The organism is Azospirillum rugosum, from assembly GCF_017876155.1.
GTDB lineage: Bacteria > Pseudomonadota > Alphaproteobacteria > Azospirillales > Azospirillaceae > Azospirillum > Azospirillum rugosum.
In genome coordinates, this window is record NZ_JAGINP010000041.1 from 12,675 (window position 1) to 28,969 (window position 16,295).

At 64.0% G+C, this 16,295-nt stretch carries 17 protein-coding genes; 2 read left to right on the top strand and 15 right to left on the bottom strand.

Going from position 1 to position 16,295, the window contains the following annotated elements; translation table 11 throughout:
* Positions 1-82: 82 nt before the first annotated feature.
* From J2851_RS34295 to trbB, 14 genes are all read right to left on the bottom strand, one after another.
* The gene (locus J2851_RS34295; RefSeq protein WP_209773368.1) at positions 83-1,999 is read right to left on the bottom strand and encodes a type I restriction-modification system subunit M/S; all 1,917 of its coding nucleotides are present in this window, start codon (positions 1,997-1,999) and stop codon (positions 83-85) included.
* 99 nt (positions 2,000-2,098) lie between these two features.
* Positions 2,099-2,374: a hypothetical protein gene (locus J2851_RS34300; protein ID WP_209773377.1), complete on the bottom strand. Its 276-nt coding sequence runs from the start codon at positions 2,372-2,374 to the stop codon at positions 2,099-2,101.
* A 513-nt stretch (positions 2,375-2,887) separates the two neighbouring features.
* On the bottom strand, positions 2,888-4,279 hold the full coding sequence (locus J2851_RS34305) for a TrbI/VirB10 family protein (protein ID WP_209773379.1): 1,392 nt from the start codon (positions 4,277-4,279) through the stop codon (positions 2,888-2,890).
* Positions 4,276-4,725 carry a conjugal transfer protein TrbH gene (locus J2851_RS34310; RefSeq protein ID WP_209773382.1) on the bottom strand — a complete coding sequence of 150 codons (450 nt, stop codon included), beginning with the start codon at positions 4,723-4,725 and terminating at the stop codon, positions 4,276-4,278. The genes J2851_RS34305 and J2851_RS34310 overlap by 4 nt, the downstream gene beginning before the upstream one ends.
* Positions 4,726-4,728: 3 nt before the next feature.
* Positions 4,729-5,688, bottom strand: coding sequence for a P-type conjugative transfer protein TrbG (gene trbG, locus J2851_RS34315; RefSeq protein ID WP_209773392.1), 960 nt, complete (start codon positions 5,686-5,688; stop codon positions 4,729-4,731).
* 11 nt (positions 5,689-5,699) lie between these two features.
* Positions 5,700-6,398: a conjugal transfer protein TrbF gene (gene trbF, locus J2851_RS34320; protein ID WP_209773394.1), complete on the bottom strand. Its 699-nt coding sequence runs from the start codon at positions 6,396-6,398 to the stop codon at positions 5,700-5,702.
* A gap of 56 nt (positions 6,399-6,454) precedes the next feature.
* Positions 6,455-7,708 carry a P-type conjugative transfer protein TrbL gene (gene trbL, locus J2851_RS34325; protein WP_209773396.1) on the bottom strand — a complete coding sequence of 418 codons (1,254 nt, stop codon included), beginning with the start codon at positions 7,706-7,708 and terminating at the stop codon, positions 6,455-6,457.
* Positions 7,709-7,719: 11 nt separating this feature from the next.
* A complete protein-coding gene (locus tag J2851_RS34330; protein WP_209773397.1) occupies positions 7,720-7,908 on the bottom strand; it encodes a hypothetical protein in 189 nt (62 codons plus the stop codon).
* Positions 7,909-7,919: 11 nt separating this feature from the next.
* Positions 7,920-8,633, bottom strand: coding sequence for a type IV secretion system protein (locus J2851_RS34335; RefSeq protein ID WP_209773399.1), 714 nt, complete (start codon positions 8,631-8,633; stop codon positions 7,920-7,922).
* An 8-nt stretch (positions 8,634-8,641) separates the two neighbouring features.
* The gene (locus J2851_RS34340; RefSeq protein WP_209773401.1) at positions 8,642-9,247 is read right to left on the bottom strand and encodes a hypothetical protein; all 606 of its coding nucleotides are present in this window, start codon (positions 9,245-9,247) and stop codon (positions 8,642-8,644) included.
* A complete protein-coding gene (locus tag J2851_RS34345) occupies positions 9,231-11,699 on the bottom strand; it encodes a VirB4 family type IV secretion/conjugal transfer ATPase (protein ID WP_209773403.1) in 2,469 nt (822 codons plus the stop codon). Before J2851_RS34345 ends, J2851_RS34340 begins: the two co-directional genes overlap by 17 nt.
* 9 nt (positions 11,700-11,708) lie before the next feature.
* Positions 11,709-12,011 carry a conjugal transfer protein TrbD gene (locus J2851_RS34350; protein WP_307421022.1) on the bottom strand — a complete coding sequence of 101 codons (303 nt, stop codon included), beginning with the start codon at positions 12,009-12,011 and terminating at the stop codon, positions 11,709-11,711.
* Positions 12,008-12,373, bottom strand: a complete 366-nt coding sequence (locus tag J2851_RS34355) for a TrbC/VirB2 family protein (RefSeq protein ID WP_209773404.1) — start codon at positions 12,371-12,373, stop codon at positions 12,008-12,010. Before J2851_RS34355 ends, J2851_RS34350 begins: the two co-directional genes overlap by 4 nt.
* A 7-nt stretch (positions 12,374-12,380) precedes the next feature.
* Positions 12,381-13,364 (bottom strand): P-type conjugative transfer ATPase TrbB, encoded by a 984-nt coding sequence (gene trbB / locus J2851_RS34360; RefSeq protein WP_209773412.1) that lies wholly within the window; start codon positions 13,362-13,364, stop codon positions 12,381-12,383.
* 480 nt (positions 13,365-13,844) lie between these two features.
* Between trbB and J2851_RS34365 the strand changes: the two genes are divergently transcribed.
* Both J2851_RS34365 and J2851_RS36180 read left to right on the top strand, forming a co-directional pair.
* On the top strand, positions 13,845-14,147 hold the full coding sequence (locus tag J2851_RS34365; protein ID WP_209773416.1) for a helix-turn-helix transcriptional regulator: 303 nt from the start codon (positions 13,845-13,847) through the stop codon (positions 14,145-14,147).
* Positions 14,148-14,160: 13 nt separating this feature from the next.
* Positions 14,161-14,439: a helix-turn-helix transcriptional regulator gene (locus J2851_RS36180; RefSeq protein ID WP_209773419.1), complete on the top strand. Its 279-nt coding sequence runs from the start codon at positions 14,161-14,163 to the stop codon at positions 14,437-14,439.
* Here J2851_RS36180 and J2851_RS34375 read toward each other — a convergent pair whose 3' ends face one another.
* Positions 14,440-15,297: a replication initiation protein gene (locus J2851_RS34375; protein ID WP_209773422.1), complete on the bottom strand. Its 858-nt coding sequence runs from the start codon at positions 15,295-15,297 to the stop codon at positions 14,440-14,442.
* Positions 15,298-16,295: the final 998 nt, after the last annotated feature.

Genomic DNA, 16,295 nt, shown 5'->3' on the forward strand with positions numbered 1-16,295 from the left:
GCTGAGTATCTGCTCGGCTTTGCAGACCATTGCTTGGCGTTCTTATCGGGACAGTCGACGGTGCCGACCGGACGCGTCGGCGCTACGTCGAAGCGTCTTGTTCCATCGGCCATGCTTGCTCGTTGAGACGGGTGACTTGCTCCTGCAGCTGCTGAATCGCTTTGTGCAGTGCGAGGGTCGTCTCATGGTCCGTCAAAATGCGCGCTTGTTCGTCAAGGGACGGCACCAGGACAGACAGGCGGCGCACGTCCGCCATTTGGATGGTCGGAACGGCGCCGGCCGTGGCCATGGACTGCAGCAATCCTTGCCCGAGTGGTGACGACAGGTAGCGAAACAGGACGATCGGATTGGCGATGCGGGCGCCCTTGCGCAGCCGAACGATGAGGAACGTCTGACCGGCGAGCCAGTTCTGAGGCCCCGGGCCGCCGAGGTCCGGTTCGGCGATCGGCACGAGACCGACGGCACCGACCCGCCCCTTGATGCACAGGAGGATGTCGCCGGGAAGCAGGGTCTGCTTGGCGGCCCGCCCCAATCCTTTCTCGCTCACGGACACGGCTTTGGTCGGCTCATGCACGAGGCCGGACGGCTGAATATCATTCAAGGTGACTTCGAAAAAGGAGCTCACCTCCTCGCCGTCTCCCTGGGGAAGGACTTGAGGACGGTAGAGCTCGGCCACGGATTCCAATTCCGCCGTTTCCGCCTGCTCGAGGAGCCGCCGCGTCGCGCGCTCCTGCTCGCTCAGGACGTAGCGGTCGACCGACAGATTGTAGTCGTTGTCCGCGATTGCCGCCGCCGGCATGAACACAGCGTGCGGACCGGTTCGGCGCTCGCGGATGCAATCCGCAAGAGCGCGCACCGCCTGCTCTCGGGACTCCGCCGTCGGCTGGCGCCCGAGTTTGCCGCTCAAGCCAAAGGCATCCGCGCTCGCGTCGACGAAGAGCACGTCGTCACCGGCCTCGCCCCAGCTCATCCAGGAGGAACGGCCCGGCGGATCGAACACCAGCAGCGACGTCGGCACAGCGGTCGCAGGCAGGAAGAAGCCGCGCGGCAGCCGCACGACGGCGCGCAGCTGCCCACGGCGCACGAGGCTCTCCTTGAAGTCGCGTTCGCCGCCAGCGGTCCGAAACAGGAAGCCCTCAGGAACGACCGCCAGGGCACATTCCCGACCGCGGGCGAGAAGATGGGCCACATGCACGACGTCGCCGTAGAAGCTGCGTTCCGGGAAGCGTTTGTACGGGTCGTTCAGGATTTCGCTGTCGTATTTGACTCCCATCGGGGGAATGGCGACGGCGGCGTCGAAGCGCTGCAGATGCTGATCGTCAACCCACGCCGGCCGGCGGATCGGATCGGCGACCTGGACCTCGAGCTGCCACCGCCCCAGCCGGGCGACGAGCGTCAACAGAAGAGCCAACTGTCCATTCAGGACCTCTGCGAACACCGGTCGGTTCCGGGCGGCGACCCGCATGGCGACAGCCGCAGAGGTATCGAAGGGGCAGTACACCGGACCGTGCGCATGGCCCTTGAGCAGTTCCACGAGCAGGAACGTCAATTCGGGAGGGGCCATGAAAGGCACGAACCCGGTACGCCCGAACCGAGCGTTCAGCTCAAGTTGGCCCGCTTCCCAAAACTCCAGAACGGCATCTCGGCTTCCTGCCCAGTTCATGGCCATGAAGGCGGGCTGCAGAAGACGACGGGTGGCCTCGAACAGACCAGGGACTGCGCGCCCGGTGACGGTATCGGCATGCGCGCGGAGGGAAAGGCCGGCCGGCAGATCCAGGTTCTGCTCAAGATCCTGGATGATGCGCGCCCAATCGCTCGCGGTGATCTCGTGGTCCCGATCTTCCTCGTCCTCCAGCGACTCCCGCCGTTCGACGGCGTCGAGCCACAGCAGCATCGCAACCACCACAATGGCAACCTCGAGCGGGTCATGGCTGGTGCCGCGCCACGCCTCGAGCACGCGGAACCACGTCGTGCGGAAATCGAAGGAGTTCTGTTCCATTGCGTTGCCCTGCGAAAGGAGCCGGCGGATGACCGGCGCCGTATGGTGCTGTTGGTTGTGCTTCCAAAGGAGCCGGGTCGTAAGGCCGCCTTCACCCGCCTACGCGGCGCGCGGCCTGCCGCGATCGTAGCTGTCGAGATTGTAGGTGGTGATCAGGCTGCCGCCGCTCTCGACGACCACCACACCCCCCTTATCAAGAGCCCTCATCGCGACCCGCTCAATATCGCGGAGTTCGTCGAGGAGCGTCTGAATGCCCTTGCGGTTCAGGACAACCTTGTCCTGTACAGGCTCCCCGAACCGCTGGGTCAGCGTGACAAGCTCTTGCCGGATGCCACGCTGAGACATTCTTGCCTGCATGTGCCGGGTCTTGGCCATGTGCACCTCCATCGTTGGCAGCAGAATAGGAGTTGCTTCCGAACTAGTCAATAACTTATTTTTCAATCGCGCCGTGACTAAGTGGTGTTCGCCCTTACTATGGATCTGCCTGCGGCCGCTCCTACCCCCTGATGCGTTTGCGCGCCCAACGATGGGCGTGCGGCTGTCTCCGTGAGGGGCTGGTCCATGAGGGGCTCGGCGACTTCTGAACCCTTCGCGCGGTGGAGATGTGCTTGCCGTTTGTCAGCAGGAGGCGCGCAGCCGGGCGCCGCGGTGCGCAATGTGGCGCACGAACGCGAGCACGCCCTCCGGCTGTCGTCGAGGTGTGCTTGGTCCAGAGCCATCTGGAATAGTCGGAAGCCGTCTCGTCGCGAATTCGCTGGACCGTTTGGCTGGGCCGGAAGCAGGCGACTACCTTGCCGGGAACGGCATCCTCGACGCCCACTTGATGATCTCCACTGGGCGGATGTTCACGATGTCAGCGTCCCGGTGGATCGCCGTGTCCTGATGCACTCACCCCTGCCAAGGCGGGATGATCATGTCCTTGGTCACCATGACGTTGAAGCGGTAGCCGGGGCGAATCTCTAGGGTTGGAGCGACGTTCAGACCTTTGCGGGCATACTCCGCCCCGAGCTGGCCCATCTGCTGGCCGAGGCTGCCGGCGATGATCTGCTGGGCATCGTAGCCGCCGCGCGTGTCGCCGCGCTGCTGCGGCTGGGAGAGCTGGACGCCGGCCGAGAAGATCGACAGCAACAGGGCGTTGCCGAAGGTCCGGACATAGTGGTTGTTCACCTGATCGGAGACGCCGGCATAGCCGCCCTGATCGGCGCCGGGCATGCTGCCGAGATCCAGCGACGAAGCGTCGGGATAGATGATCCGGTTCCAGGCGATCAGCACCCGTTCCTGGCCCATCTCCACCCCGTTGTCGTAGGTGCCGATCAGCATGGAATCCTTGGGGATCAGCAGATATTGCCCGGTGGCGGTGTCGTAGACGTTCTCGCGCACCCGCGCCTTGATGATGCCCGGCAGGTCCGAGTTGATGCCGCTTTCCATGACACCAGGGATGATGGCGCCGGCCTTCACCTCATAGGGCGACAGGGCCGCCTCGCGGGTGCCGGCGAGGTAGTGCGAGCCGCGCCCGGGCTGCTGAGTGAGGACGTTGCGTTTGGCATCCGGCCCGGTGCCCTGTCCCCCGCGCCCTTGGCCGCTGCCATAGCCGCCGGCACCGCCACCAGTCCCACCGGCCGCGCCCAAGCCGCCGCTGGCCCCTGAGCTGCCGAAGCCGTTGGCGAACTGAGCGAGCGCTTGCGAGCTGGTGCCGGCGGTGCCAGGACCAGCTGCGGCCGGCTGCTGCATCTGCCCGGGCTGGGTGCGGTTGCCGGGGACGGTGGTCGGCGCTTCCAGAGCCGCCTTCAGTGCCGCCCGGCGTTGTTCTTCGATCCGCCGCACCTCGGCGTCATACTGCTGCCATGCCCGCATCCGGGCGTCGTCCTCCAGCGTTCGGCCGCCATTGGCGGCAGGGCCTCGCCCCATCGGGTCCGGTGGTGCTCCCGGCAGGGTGGTAGGGGTGATCGCAGGAGGTGTTGCCGGCGTTGCCGGGGGCGGAGTTGCCCGTCGTGCCTCGATGATGCCGGCATTCTGCGCCGCGCCGAACAGGGGCTTGGCGTCCACAGGCTCCGGCGCCGCCACCACCTCGGTGTTGCCGCCGCCGGCCGCCCGGCGCTTGGCCCGCTCGTTCATCGTGTAGGCAATGGCGATGGCGACCAAGGCCGAAATGCCGATCAGGATGTAGATCGGCACACGGGTCAGGCGCCGGCCGCCGGTCTGGCGCAGGCTAGGACCGGCCAGGAAATCGGGCGAGCGGTCGGGGCCATCGGTTAGCGGTAGCTGCGTCTGGTCGGTCATTCTGCGGCGTCCTCCCGCACGGTGAAGGGGGAGCCGGCTTGGAGGGTGCCGGCACTGTTGCGCAGCCACAGGCGCGAGGCGGTGGTGCGGTCGACATGGAGACGGACGAGCAGCCCGGCATCGAGCGGCGTCACCAGATAGCGCAGGGGGTGGGCGCCTGTTGCGTTCTGGCCGGCGTCCGCCACCCCGAAGCCGATCCGCCGCAGCTCGTCGCGCAGAACCGGCGTTAGGCTGTCGCTGGCCAGCTCGCCGGCCGGCGCATCGAGCGCCAGGGTGGTGGCGGCCGCCGGCAGGCGCTCCGCCACGAAGTTGGCGATGTCGGCCGCCAGCATTGGGGCATCGGCCGGCGTCACCGCCTCGACGTAGGAGGAGTGCGGGCCGACACCGGCACAGCCGCCGAGCAGCAACATCGCGCCGATCACCGCGGCGTGCAGGGGGTGCCGCATGGCTCAGTTCCTTTCGCGCAGGATCTCGACCTTGGTCTGGTCGCTGCCGACACCGGAAATCAGCGCCGCATGGCGCAGCACCTTGTCGACCACATAGCGGTCGCCGCTGGCCCGGTAGTTGACCAGCTGTTCCTTGTCATCCGCGCCGATCGCCACCAGGGCGGGGGACTCGTCGTAGCGCATCTCACCGGGAAACTGGATGTAGGTCTTGCGCCCGTCGGTGTAGACCCGCACCGGCCGCCAGGATGGCCTGTCGCCCCGGATGGCGAAGTTGAAGTCGAGATTGGCGGCGTTCAGACCATCGGAGAGGGTGGTGGCCTGCTGGCGCCGGTTCACCGCCGCCCGGTAGGCGTCCCACTCCTGCTGAACGTCCTCCGGATAGACGAAGGACACCAGCGGCATCCAGTCCTTGGTCCGGCTGACAAGCTGGACCACGTACATCCGCCGGTCGGTGGCGATGGTCATGGTGGTGGTCAGGCCGCTGTCGCTCGCCTTGATGACAATGACGCTGGTCTGGTTGGCACCGGTTCCATAGGCGGTGGGCGTGGCCTTCCAGCGGGCGATGTCGCCAAGGTCGATCTGCTGCACAACCTCACCCGGCTGGAGTTCGAGATTGCAGACCCGTAAAGGGGCACAGACAACGGAGGGAAGGGTGGAGCCGTAGGTGAAGGTGACGCGGCCAGCCTGCCCGCGCGCCGGGCGGTCCTTGCCGCCGCGCCACTCACCGGAGAGAGCAACGCCGCGCTTTTCCTTGGCGTTCAGCTCGGCCTCCTTGCCCGACATCAGGTTGACCGGCGGCGGGGTGCCGGTGCGGCGGGTCAGGACGGCCGGAGGATCGCCGGCCGGCGGTGTGGCGCCGGGCGCTTCCGTCTGCGCCGTCTGAATGGCCGGAACCTGCTGGGCAAGCGCCGGTCCCGCGATGGTCGACGCCAGGGCGGCCAGGGTGAGGGTTACCTTGAGCATGGGGGCACCTGTCAGATGAGCCGCTGGGACCAGGAGTAGCTGTTCACGTAGACCCCCATCGGGTTCATGAGGATCGCCTGTTCGGTGGCTGGCGGGGCGATGCTGATCGTCACCGTGGCCTGCCAGGAGACCGGCGGTTGCTTGACCGAGCCATCCCGGTTCATCACGCTTTCCCGCCATTCGATCCGCCAGGTGTCCTGACTGATCGGCAGCACCGACTGCACCTCGACAGTCACGGTTTCGTTCTCCGCGCGCTTGAAGGGATCGTTGGCGCGGAAGTGTTCGAGGATTTGCGGGTAAGCGGCGCCGCGCTTGTTGAGCATGGCGAAGGCTTCGTCGATCAGCGCCCGCTCCGCCGCGGCATCGACATAGACGGAGCGGATGTTGCTGACCCAGCGGGCGAGCTGGGCGCGGATGACCCGCTCGTTGGGCACATAGATCTGATCGGCCCGCCGCACCCCCACTGCATCGCCAAGCTTGTTGGTTTCCACGACATAGGGAACGAGGCGGTTCTGGCTGCCGATCCACACCACGCCCCCAACCGCCAGGGCGGCGATGGCGAGGCTGGACAGCGCCGTGAGACGCCATGCGTTGGCGCGGGCGATGTAGGAGCCATACCGCTCGTTCCATTCCCGCCGGGCCGAGAGGTAGGGGGTTTCGGCTGGCGGTTTTGCTGGAGTTTTCGGCTTGCGCAGGGCGTGGGTCTTCATAGTCGATTGCCTATAGATCGAAGGACTCCATCCCCCTGGCGTTCAAACCCGAACGCCTATTCGGGGCGGATCACGTTGTCGGGTTGGCCCGGCGGCTGCCCCTGCTGAGGAGCTTGCGGCGCCTGCGGTTTTTCGGCAGCGGCCCGCAGCTCACGGGCCTTGTGGATCATGCTCTCACCCATGCGCCCGCCCATGGTGCCATGATGGCGGCCGGACAGGCGGCGGCCGACGTCCTGCACCGCCGCTTGGCCGAGATTGCCGGCGGCGCGGGCGGCCATGCGGGCGGCAAAAGCGGGCGGAGGGGACGAGGACAGGCCGGAGCTGGCGAGCTGGGCACTGGCAAGCTTGGAGGCGCCACCGACCGCCATACCAGCGCCGGCCGCACCTGCTGCGACACCAGCCACGGCGCCGCCGACTGCTGCGGTAGCCCCGACCAGGGCACCGCCACCACTCGGGGCAGTGCCGTTCACGAGGCTCTGGACCATGTCCGGCACCACCTTGGTGACCGCCAGCATAACGACAGAAGAGCCAACAATGACGAAAACGTCGGACGTGTTGCTGACGACCTGTGCTTCCCAGGACAGAATCATGGCCTGCCCTAATCCGATGAGCAGTTGGAGGACAAGCAGCTTGGCGCCGACCGCCACGGCGTAGACCATAACCTTGACGGCATAGTCTTTGGTCCAGCGAGAGCCGCCAAAGCCCATCAGCAGCACGCCAGCTGAGATGACGATGTAGCTCTCCACCAGAGCCAGGATCAGGAAGGCAGCGATCAGTGCGAAGCAGATGAGAACAACAAGAGCTGCGATCAGAAAACCAGCACTCTCTGCCAGTTTTGCTAGAGAGACTTGCCCAACCACTCGAAGCGCGAGGTTGACGCCCACCTCAAAGATGTTGGACGGGCTGATCCGGCCTGTTCCACCTCCGGCCACGCTTGCCTGATTAGCGGCTTCTCGGAAACTGTTCACAATAGCTTCGGCGTAATCTGCTGAATTGAGTAGCAGGATCAAGAAGAAGCCGATGAAAAGGATCTGATTGGTGACCTCTGCCACCCATTCTCCAAAATCAGCACCTTTCAATGCCAGACGAATGGCTGCCCAAGTGAATTCAATTCCGGCCAGAAGCCAGAACAGTGAAATAGCATAATTCCTCAGCACCGTTTGCCACGCGGCTGAGTGATCCCGATAGAGGCGGACAATGCTGTCGAGCGAGTTGTTTGTCGTTTGGGCTGTGGCTTCGCACGACACCGCGATGATCGCGGCGGCTAAGATGATAGGCACCCAGCGAGGCCAATCCAAATTCCTTTTCATGGCATTCCTCCTCAGAACGCTTCCCCGTCACGAGAGTTCAGCATCGGTCCAACTGGCAGTGTCCTGGCTGGCTCGGCTGGCGCGACAGCAGCGCAAATCACATTGAGGCTGTAGCGTGTAACAATATGCGTAATCACCGCAGAACCGACGATTGATCCAGCGATGATAAGAAGAGCGACTGATGCCTTGATCTGGATCATGAAGTATTCCTCTAGAAAGCTTCGCCATCGGTGGAGGGAAGCGGAGGGGCGATTAAGAACCGGCGCTGCAATTCGGCTTCAGCATCGGATCGTGTTTGCGCCGCCGCCGCCGCACTGGCGGTGACCCGGCCGGTGGTCGCCATGGTCATGGTCATGTCGCCGAGCTGGGTCGCCAGCAGCGCCAGCATTTCGTTGGTCGCCTGGAGCTGGCGCACCTCACCGTCCGAGGCTTGGACGTCGGCCAGGATGCCTTGCGCGGCCGAGACGTTGCGCTGGACGTTGCGCACCACCCCTTGGCTGTCCATCGCCGTGCGCGAGGCATCCTGCAGCTGACTGGACCAGCGTTGGTAATAGGGCGCCACGTCTTGCGTCGGGACCGACTGCCAGTTCGTCCCCGGCGGGAAGAGCTGGTTGAATTCCTGTTCGATGCCGCCGAGCTGGTAACCGATCCCCTGGACCCGGCTCATCACCGCGTTGAGCTGGCCGACCTGCTGGCCGAGATTGCCGTTCAGCTCGCCGAAGCTGCCGCCGCCTAGGGTCTGGAGCGTGCGAGCCTGGTTCTCGATCATCTGAACCTGATTGCTGATCTGCTCCATCTGGTTGGCAACCTGGGTGATCATCTGTGCGATGGCCGACACGTCGATCACCGGGATGCCTTGGGCGTGCGCCGGCAAGGTTTGGAACATCAGGGCGGACAGCAGAAGGACGGAGAGGGGTTTGCGCATCGGGGCACCTACTGCATGCGGACGCGGTGAAAGAGCCGGGAGTTGATGTAGACGTCGAAGGCTTGCGGCGGCTTCGGTTGCAGCCATTGCACGGCGTCGTAGATGGAGACGGTGATCCGTTCATCGTCCGATCCGCCCTGGACGGTGGTGCCCATCAGCGAGCCGACACAGGCCCGTGGTCCCAGGCGCCCGCCGTGGTCGCTGGTGATCGACGCTTCCGACTGGGCCGGCCGCGCGGTGCCCCCGTCGGCCGGCAGGCCCCCAAGCGGTAAGAGTGCAAGCTGCGAGCGGCTGCCGACCCATTGACCGGCCGGCGCCGGTTGGAGACCGGCCGGGCAGAGGTCGTAGGGGTCGAACACCTGCTGGACGTAAGAGCCGCCGCTTTCCGGCGAGCCTGCCATGTCGCAGGTGGGAAAGCTGCCGCCACGGCGCAAATGCCGCCATAGCCGCTCAATCGGCGGAACGCATTCTGAAAACTGCGTCGGCCCGCCGGGGTTGCTCATGCAGAGCAGGACCTGACAGCCCCACTCATCGGCTTGGGCCGGCGCCGGCAGCAGGGCGAGGCCGGCCAGCAGCGCGCCGGCCGTGGTGACGGCTTTACAGCAGGTGGTCATAGCGCACCCCTTTCTTCTGGAGCCAATGGAAGGGCCAGTCGGCGCCATGGCTGGCGGCCAGCTCGCGCACCTGCACCACGCTCTCCTTGTCGGAGACGCCGACGAAGGCGAGGGTCACCGGCCCGAGGGCGAGCGAGAACAGCCGGCGGCCTTCCGGCGACAGGTAGTAGTAGTCGCGCTTCTTGGCCGCGGTCTTGAGGATGCCGATCTGCACCTCGTTCAGCCCGATGGCGGTGTAGAGGTCGCGCGGCCCCGGCACCTGCGGCGTGCCGCCCTTGTCGGCTTCCTCATTGGGCAGCAGCAGCTTGGTGGGACAAGACTCCAGCAGCACGTCGAGCAGGCCCGAGCGCACCGCATCCGACAGGCTTTGCGTGGCGAGCACGACGGCGCAGTTGGCCTTGCGCAGCACCTTCAGCCATTCCCGGATCTTCTCGCGAAAGACCGGATGCCCGAGCATGACCCAGGCTTCATCGAGCAGCAAAAGCGCCGGTTGGCCGTGCAAGGATTTCTCGAAGCGGCGAAACAGGTAGAGCAGCACCGGGATCAGGCTCTTTTCGCCCATCCCCATCAGTTCCTCGATCTCAAAGACGGTGAAGGCGTCCTCTCCCAGCCCGTCGCGGGTGCTGTCGAGCAGATGGCCGAGCGGACCGCTGATGGTGTAGGGCGTCAGGGCCGAGCGCAGCTTTTCGTCCTGCACCGTCAGCAGGAAGTCGGTGAGGGAGCGCTCCTCCGGCCCCTTTTCCTGGCTCAGCAGCCGCATGGCACGGTAAATTTCCTCGCGCTGCGCCGGGGTTGGCGGCAGGCCGGTCTGGAGCTGGTAGCAGGACTCGATCCAGTCTTCCGCCCAGGCGAGATCCCCGGCGGTATCGAGCGCGGCGAGCGGGGCGAAGGACAGTCGGCTGGCCTCGCCGGCGATGTCGTGGTGGGCGCCACCGCAGGCGAGCGCCAGGGCGAGCATGGAGCGGCCCTTGTCGAAGGCCACCACGGTGGCGCCGGGGTAACGGCGGAACTGAGCCGCCACTGTGCCCAGCAGGGTGGACTTGCCGGCGCCGGTCGGGCCGAATACCAAAGTATGCCCAACGTCACCAACGTGCAAATTGAGCCGAAAAGGGGTCGATCCAGGGGCAGAACCGTACAAAAGCGGTGGTGACGCCTCCGGATAGAAGGGGCAGGGAACGGTATCCAGCCCGGCCCACACGCTGGCGAGCGGCAGCAGATCGGCGAGGTTGAGGGTGTGGATCAGCGGCCGGCGGACGTTGGGGTTGGGATGGCCGGGGAGAGTGCCGAGCCATGCTTCCACAGCGTTGATCGTTTCTAGCCGGCAGGCGAAGCCGAGGCGCTGCACCTCGCGCGACACCAGCCGGGCGCTGTCGAGCAGCCGGGCGCGGTCCTCGCTCATCAGCACGATGACCGGGGTGTAGTAGCCGAAGGTCACCAGTGCCGAGCTGGCGTCGGTGATCGCCGCTTCGGCCTCGCCGGCCATCAGCAGGGCGTCCTCATTGACGACGCCGCCCTGGGTGCGGAAGACCTGGGACCAGAAGCCCCGCACCTTCTGCTTCCATTTGCGGCGGTAGCGGTGAAGGTGGGTCACCGCCTCGTGCTGGTCGAGATGGATGAAGCGCGAGGACCAGCGGTAGGCCACCGGCAGATGTTCCAGCACGTCGAGGACGTTGGGAGAGGAGGCGCCGGGGAAGCCTTCCAGCGAGACACAGGCGATGTAGCGGTCGCCGATGCGCGGGGTGTCACCGGTCCACAGCTCGCGCCCGCCAATCACCGCGTCGAGATACATCCCGTCCGGAGGAATGTTGAGCGGGGTGTCGTCGCCGGTCAGGCAGAAGTGCAGGTAGTTGACCAGCTCGTCGCGCAGGTGCTCACGGCCCTGGGCGCAGACATGGGCGTAGCTGGTCATGCGGCGCACCGTCAGCACGGTGCCGAGCGCGTCTTCCAGATCGTCCAGAGCTTTCCGGAAAGCGGCGAGCGTCTGGTCGGCCGGCGACTGCGGCGCCGCGGTCGGATCCTCATCCCACAGGTAATCCTGGATCTTGGTGTTGCGCCGCAGCGGCGGGGTGTACTGCACCACCAGGGCATAGTCGGACTCGTAGTGCGCGCCGTGGGTGGTGAACTGGCGGCGGCGCTCCGCCTCGATCAGGCGGCTGACTGGGTCGGGGAAAGATGACGCCTCAGCCGACGGATAGCCGGACGAGGGGAGGCGGGCGGCCTCGAACCAGCTCGCCCAGCCGCTTCCCAGCCGGGCGAGGGCGGCGTTGACCCGCTCCGTCACATAGTTGCGTTCGTCGGCAGTCGAGGATGCGGTGTCCGGCCCGCGGTAGTAGAAGCCAGCGAGCAGGGCACCGCTCTTGCCGAGGACAACCCCGTCATCGACCAGGGCGGCCCAGTCGAGCAGATCGGGCACGCCCCTGGCCTTGTCACGGTAGGTCTTGAGAGCCAGCATGGCCCCTCCTTATCGGTCGCGGGCGGGCCGCGACCGGGCCGGGTAGTAGGCTTGGTATTGGAGGTGGCGGGTGTAGACGTGGCTGAGGCGGGGATCAGCCTTCGCCATGGTCCGCAGGAAGCCGATCAGGCCGAACCAGATGCTGAGACCGACCGCCGTTGCGATCCAGTTCTGCGCCGTCAGGATCAGGCCGCCGGCCACGAGCGCGGTGAACATCACCAGCTCGCGCTCGCCGCCCATCAGCAGGTTGGCCCGGTGCATCGCCCGGCGGAACTCAGTCCGGCGCAGCCCGCTGGTGGCGGAGCCGGTCACGCCAGCACCCCCCCGGCGCCGGCCGCAGCGATCACCGCGCCGACGCCAAAAAGCTGGGTCAGAATGTTGGTGGCGAAGACCAGCAGCGCGACGACCAGTACCAGCATGACGAAGCGGCGGGCGAACTCGTTGATCTCGCCGCCCCAGATCAGCATGGCGCCACAGACGACGATGCCGAGCAGCGAGATGGCGAAAGCGACCGGGCCGGTCAGCGAGTTGACGAAGGTCTGGAGCGGCGCTTCCCAGGGAAGCCCGCCGCCGCCACCGCCGGCAGCGAGCGCCGGCTTGGGAGCGGCGGCCAGCACCGTGAGGGCAGCCGTCAGGGTGGCGGCTGAGACGCCGCGTAAGAGAGGAGTGCGCATGGGGGCTTTATCCGAGTTGTGACAGGACGTAATTGCTGCCGTCGAACCCCTCGACGGCGAGAACGGCGGCGATGCGCCGGCCGGGGCTGGACGAAGTCTTTTCGATGTTGACCACCAGGTTGACCGCCTCGGCGATCAGCATGTGCATCGGCGTCGGGGTTGCTTCGGCGATCAGGCTTTCCAGGCGGACCAAGCCGGCGGTGCCGGCGCTGTCGCTGGTGTTGGAGTGGACGGTGGCGACCCCGCCGGGGTGGCCGGTGTTCCAGGCCTTCAGCAGCGCCAGGGCCTCGGGGCCGCGGGTTTCGCCCACCAGAATGCGGTCGGGTCGTAGGCGCATGGTGGCCTTGAGAAGGCGCAGCATGCTGACATGCTCGGTGGCGCGCAGCGGCACCGCGTTGGGCGCGCTGCATTGAAGCTCCACCGTATCCTCAATGATGATCAGCCGGTGATGCGGGGTGGCGCGCTCGATTTCCTTGATGAGGGCGTTGGTCAGCGTCGTCTTGCCGGTGCCGGTGCCGCCGACCACCAGGATGTTGCGGCGGGCGGCCACAGCCTCCACCAGTACCGCCCTCTGGCGCTCAGTCATGATGCCGCGCTCGACATACTCCTCCAGCGTGAAGACGCGCGACGCCTTGCGGCGGATCGCGAAGGTGGGAGCGGCAGCGACCGGTGGAATCAGGGCCTCGAAGCGGGAGCCGTCAAAGGGCAGCTCGCATTCGAGAATGGGATTGTCGCGGGTGATGGTGGTGCGCAGAGCTGCGGCCACCGTGGTCATCAGGGATTCCGCCTGGCTGGCCGACATGGTGCCGACCGTCATCATCTCCTGCCCCAGCCGCTCGACCCACAGCCGGCCGTCCGGGTTCAGCGCGATTTCCACGACATCAGGTTCGGCCAGAAAACCGCACACCAGAGGGCCAAGCTCACGGCGTAGCTTTTCCTGCACGCGCCGGTCGTGTTCCTGTTGGAACGAAGCGGCAGCGGTCACGCTCATTGGCCCCCCTGGAGTCGCTGTTTCGTTCTCTCTTCCAGAGATCACTATAGCCTGTGAGCAATTGGCTCAGAACGGCTAAATGGGTATAGAAAGATCCGTCATTGGTCGTGGTTAGGTTGCACCACCCAAAGGACAGGACCACTCACGCACAATCCGCGCGATCCAAAATTTGCGCCGGGCAAGCATAGCCGGGTATGCCTTTTGCCTACGGGATCAGAGGGCGCAAGATGCTTGAAATCCCAAAATGTGCCCGTAATGTGAAAGCGCGAACACGGCAGAACGGCGGGTTAGATCGGGAGTGAGAGGTGGCGCACCTAATGACTGGGTTGCGAAATCGAAATTTCTTGCAGTTAAATCCTCCCTGGCCACTCGTGACTTCTTAAGAAGCGAGTCGCATCGGCCGTGTATAGTGGCGAATCACTTACTCGGACGCGTTATTTGATACCTTCCTTCATAGAACAATGAATGTAGGCGATAGACTTGGTTGATCCAGAGGAAAAGCCGGAGCCAGCCTCACGCAAACGCCGGGTGTCTCACAAAGACAAACCGGTGGAGTTGATGATTTTTGCCCATAATTTCAAACAGGCCCGCCTCTCTGCTGGCCTGACACAAACTGACATCACCAAGAGAATTGGCGTTTCGCAGGCTTACGTGTCCGATGTGGAACGAGCCGCAGTCGATCCCAGCTTGACGCATATGGCCTTGCTAGCGCGCGTGGTCGGCAGGCCGCTGCATGAGCTGTTGAGACCTTCATCGACGCTGAAACCTTCACAAACGAAGTGAAGGCACCCAGGACGTGACGGAAGAGATAAAAAAACTGCGCCCTCCGCGCAAGCCTCATAAGCAACGCACCAGAATAGAGGATGCGCCGCCTGAACTTTTGACGTTTGTAAGCAATTTCAAGAAGGCGCGTCTGGAGGCTGGTCTTTCCCAAAATGACATCATGAGATTAACTGGCATAAGCCAAACCTACATTAGTTTTCTCGAAAGATCATTTCATTCCCCAAGCCTCAGCTACATGGCCTTGCTGGCGCGAGTCGTGGGCAAGCCACTGCACGAGCTGCTGGAACCGTAGCTATAAGACAGGCTCTTCTACAGCACCCCGCAAGCGGGCCATTCGGCCGAATTTTGGCCGTTGTCGCTCCCGAAGAGCTTCTCGAAACTCATCCCCTTCCTTCTTCCACCACGCAACGGTGACTGCCACAATAGCCGAGCGTGGCCCCTTCTCCCGCCGCACTTCCAACTTCACACCCAAATCGGTAAGGCCGTTCACCTCCAACTCCGCAGGCTCCAGAACACGCCTGACGAAGTCGGGGCCGCGCGTGAGGCGCCCAGGAGGCACTCCTAGCAGATCACGAAAGCGGTCGATAGAGAACGTCTCTACCGATCGTTCCATTTCTGCTCGAAGTTGGACTATCTCATAAAGAGCAACAGCATATTTGCTTGTCATCGAGCAAATTAGTTCGGCCCGAATGCGCCCCCAATGTGCCGATTGAGCAATGATAGGTTGGAGCTTTTTCGGAAGCCCATAACGTACAGTCGAACGAGGACCACCCTCATCATTTGACAAATCAAAAAACTCGAACAGGTGCGTCTTTATCGTCCGCGGTTCCCCTGTTTTCATATCCTTATATGGCACATTAACAATAACGCGCATCAATCGATCTAAGCTATCGCGCACTCGATCATTACTTTGATGTTTGGACGGGCGGAGGACATGCATCGGCAGTTCCCACTCAGCCCCAGGTTCTCCAAGGTTACCGCTGCTATGTGCGTGCTGGTAGAGCAGGTTCAGGGCAGCGCGATCCATGGCTTCCAGCTCATGAGCGCCGGTAATTTCAATCAACTCACCAGCTTTAGGAAAGCCGAGTGCGTTGGTTTTCTGTGCAATAGTACGACTCATGCACGAAACGTTATTGTGACGTGACATCATTGTCAAGTCACGTCACGCCAGTCTGTTGAGTCACATCCACTCTCCATCAAGCCTCTTTCCACCCCTTTCTATCGAAGGCTCTTTGCCCCTCTAACGCCTAACCCGCCCATTTTGTCACATCAGGATATGACGCACTCATGAGGCCAATCCATCCGCCCATTGAGTCACAACAAACCGCCCGTTGAGTCACATCTACCCGCCCGTTGAGTCACAACAAACCGCCCGTTGAGTCACAACAGGAGCCGTAATCCCCTTTTTTTTCAATAGTTTATCATCCCTAGAAGTTGAATCTAAGAAATTGAATTTTTCGCTGTGGATAACTCATCACCCCTTCCCGGTGGATTTGTGGACAGTGCGCCTTTCGGCGCACCGGCAGACGACCGTGGACAACCGCGATCGCGGTTGCCCACCGCCGCCCGCCTCTGTCCACAACCCCACCGGGGCAGCCAAACAACCAGAACCTTTTGATTTATTTGGGATAAAGAGGGAAACTTGACGTTCTGCCCATCCCCTGGCGTTCAATCATTTGCTATCCGGGGGCTAGGCTAAACCGCGATGACGAGGTGTCGCCTCAGAACAGCTCACTGGGTAGCTGTCGAGTGGTGCTGATGTGACAAAACGGGCGGCTACCCCCCTTGGAAAACGTCACCATAGAGCGGCCGGCGGATGCTGTGCCGGCGCTGATGTGACAAAACGGGCGTCGGCGCCCCCCTTTCAAAACGTCACTGTGAGGCGGTTGGCAGGTGCCGGGGCGGAGCTGATGTGACAAAACGGGCGGCTGCCCCCTTGGAAAACGTCACCATAGAGCGGCCGGCGGATGCTGTGCCGGCGCTGATGTGACAAAACGGGCGTCCCCATTCCGAAACGTCACCGTAGGGCGGGCGACGGGTGTCGGCCGGCTGCTAGTGCACTGACACAGACATAGGATTCACAAGGGTCCGCTGATGTGCGATTCTATCGGCATGGCCCAGACCGTCAGCGTCATCGTTGGAGCGGAG

What these genes read in the sequence shown, in the direction of transcription:
- J2851_RS34295 (WP_209773368.1), bottom strand. Translation starts at nt 1,999, where the DNA reads ATGGAACAGAACTCCTTCGATTTCCGCACGACGTGGTTCCGCGTGCTC.
- J2851_RS34300 (WP_209773377.1), bottom strand. Translation starts at nt 2,374, where the DNA reads ATGGCCAAGACCCGGCACATGCAGGCAAGAATGTCTCAGCGTGGCATC.
- J2851_RS34305 (WP_209773379.1), bottom strand. Translation starts at nt 4,279, where the DNA reads ATGACCGACCAGACGCAGCTACCGCTAACCGATGGCCCCGACCGCTCG.
- J2851_RS34310 (WP_209773382.1), bottom strand. Translation starts at nt 4,725, where the DNA reads ATGCGGCACCCCCTGCACGCCGCGGTGATCGGCGCGATGTTGCTGCTC.
- trbG (WP_209773392.1), bottom strand. Translation starts at nt 5,688, where the DNA reads ATGCTCAAGGTAACCCTCACCCTGGCCGCCCTGGCGTCGACCATCGCG.
- trbF (WP_209773394.1), bottom strand. Translation starts at nt 6,398, where the DNA reads ATGAAGACCCACGCCCTGCGCAAGCCGAAAACTCCAGCAAAACCGCCA.
- trbL (WP_209773396.1), bottom strand. Translation starts at nt 7,708, where the DNA reads ATGAAAAGGAATTTGGATTGGCCTCGCTGGGTGCCTATCATCTTAGCC.
- J2851_RS34330 (WP_209773397.1), bottom strand. Translation starts at nt 7,908, where the DNA reads ATGATCCAGATCAAGGCATCAGTCGCTCTTCTTATCATCGCTGGATCA.
- J2851_RS34335 (WP_209773399.1), bottom strand. Translation starts at nt 8,633, where the DNA reads ATGCGCAAACCCCTCTCCGTCCTTCTGCTGTCCGCCCTGATGTTCCAA.
- J2851_RS34340 (WP_209773401.1), bottom strand. Translation starts at nt 9,247, where the DNA reads ATGACCACCTGCTGTAAAGCCGTCACCACGGCCGGCGCGCTGCTGGCC.
- J2851_RS34345 (WP_209773403.1), bottom strand. Translation starts at nt 11,699, where the DNA reads ATGCTGGCTCTCAAGACCTACCGTGACAAGGCCAGGGGCGTGCCCGAT.
- J2851_RS34355 (WP_209773404.1), bottom strand. Translation starts at nt 12,373, where the DNA reads ATGCGCACTCCTCTCTTACGCGGCGTCTCAGCCGCCACCCTGACGGCT.
- trbB (WP_209773412.1), bottom strand. Translation starts at nt 13,364, where the DNA reads ATGAGCGTGACCGCTGCCGCTTCGTTCCAACAGGAACACGACCGGCGC.
- J2851_RS34375 (WP_209773422.1), bottom strand. Translation starts at nt 15,297, where the DNA reads ATGATGTCACGTCACAATAACGTTTCGTGCATGAGTCGTACTATTGCA.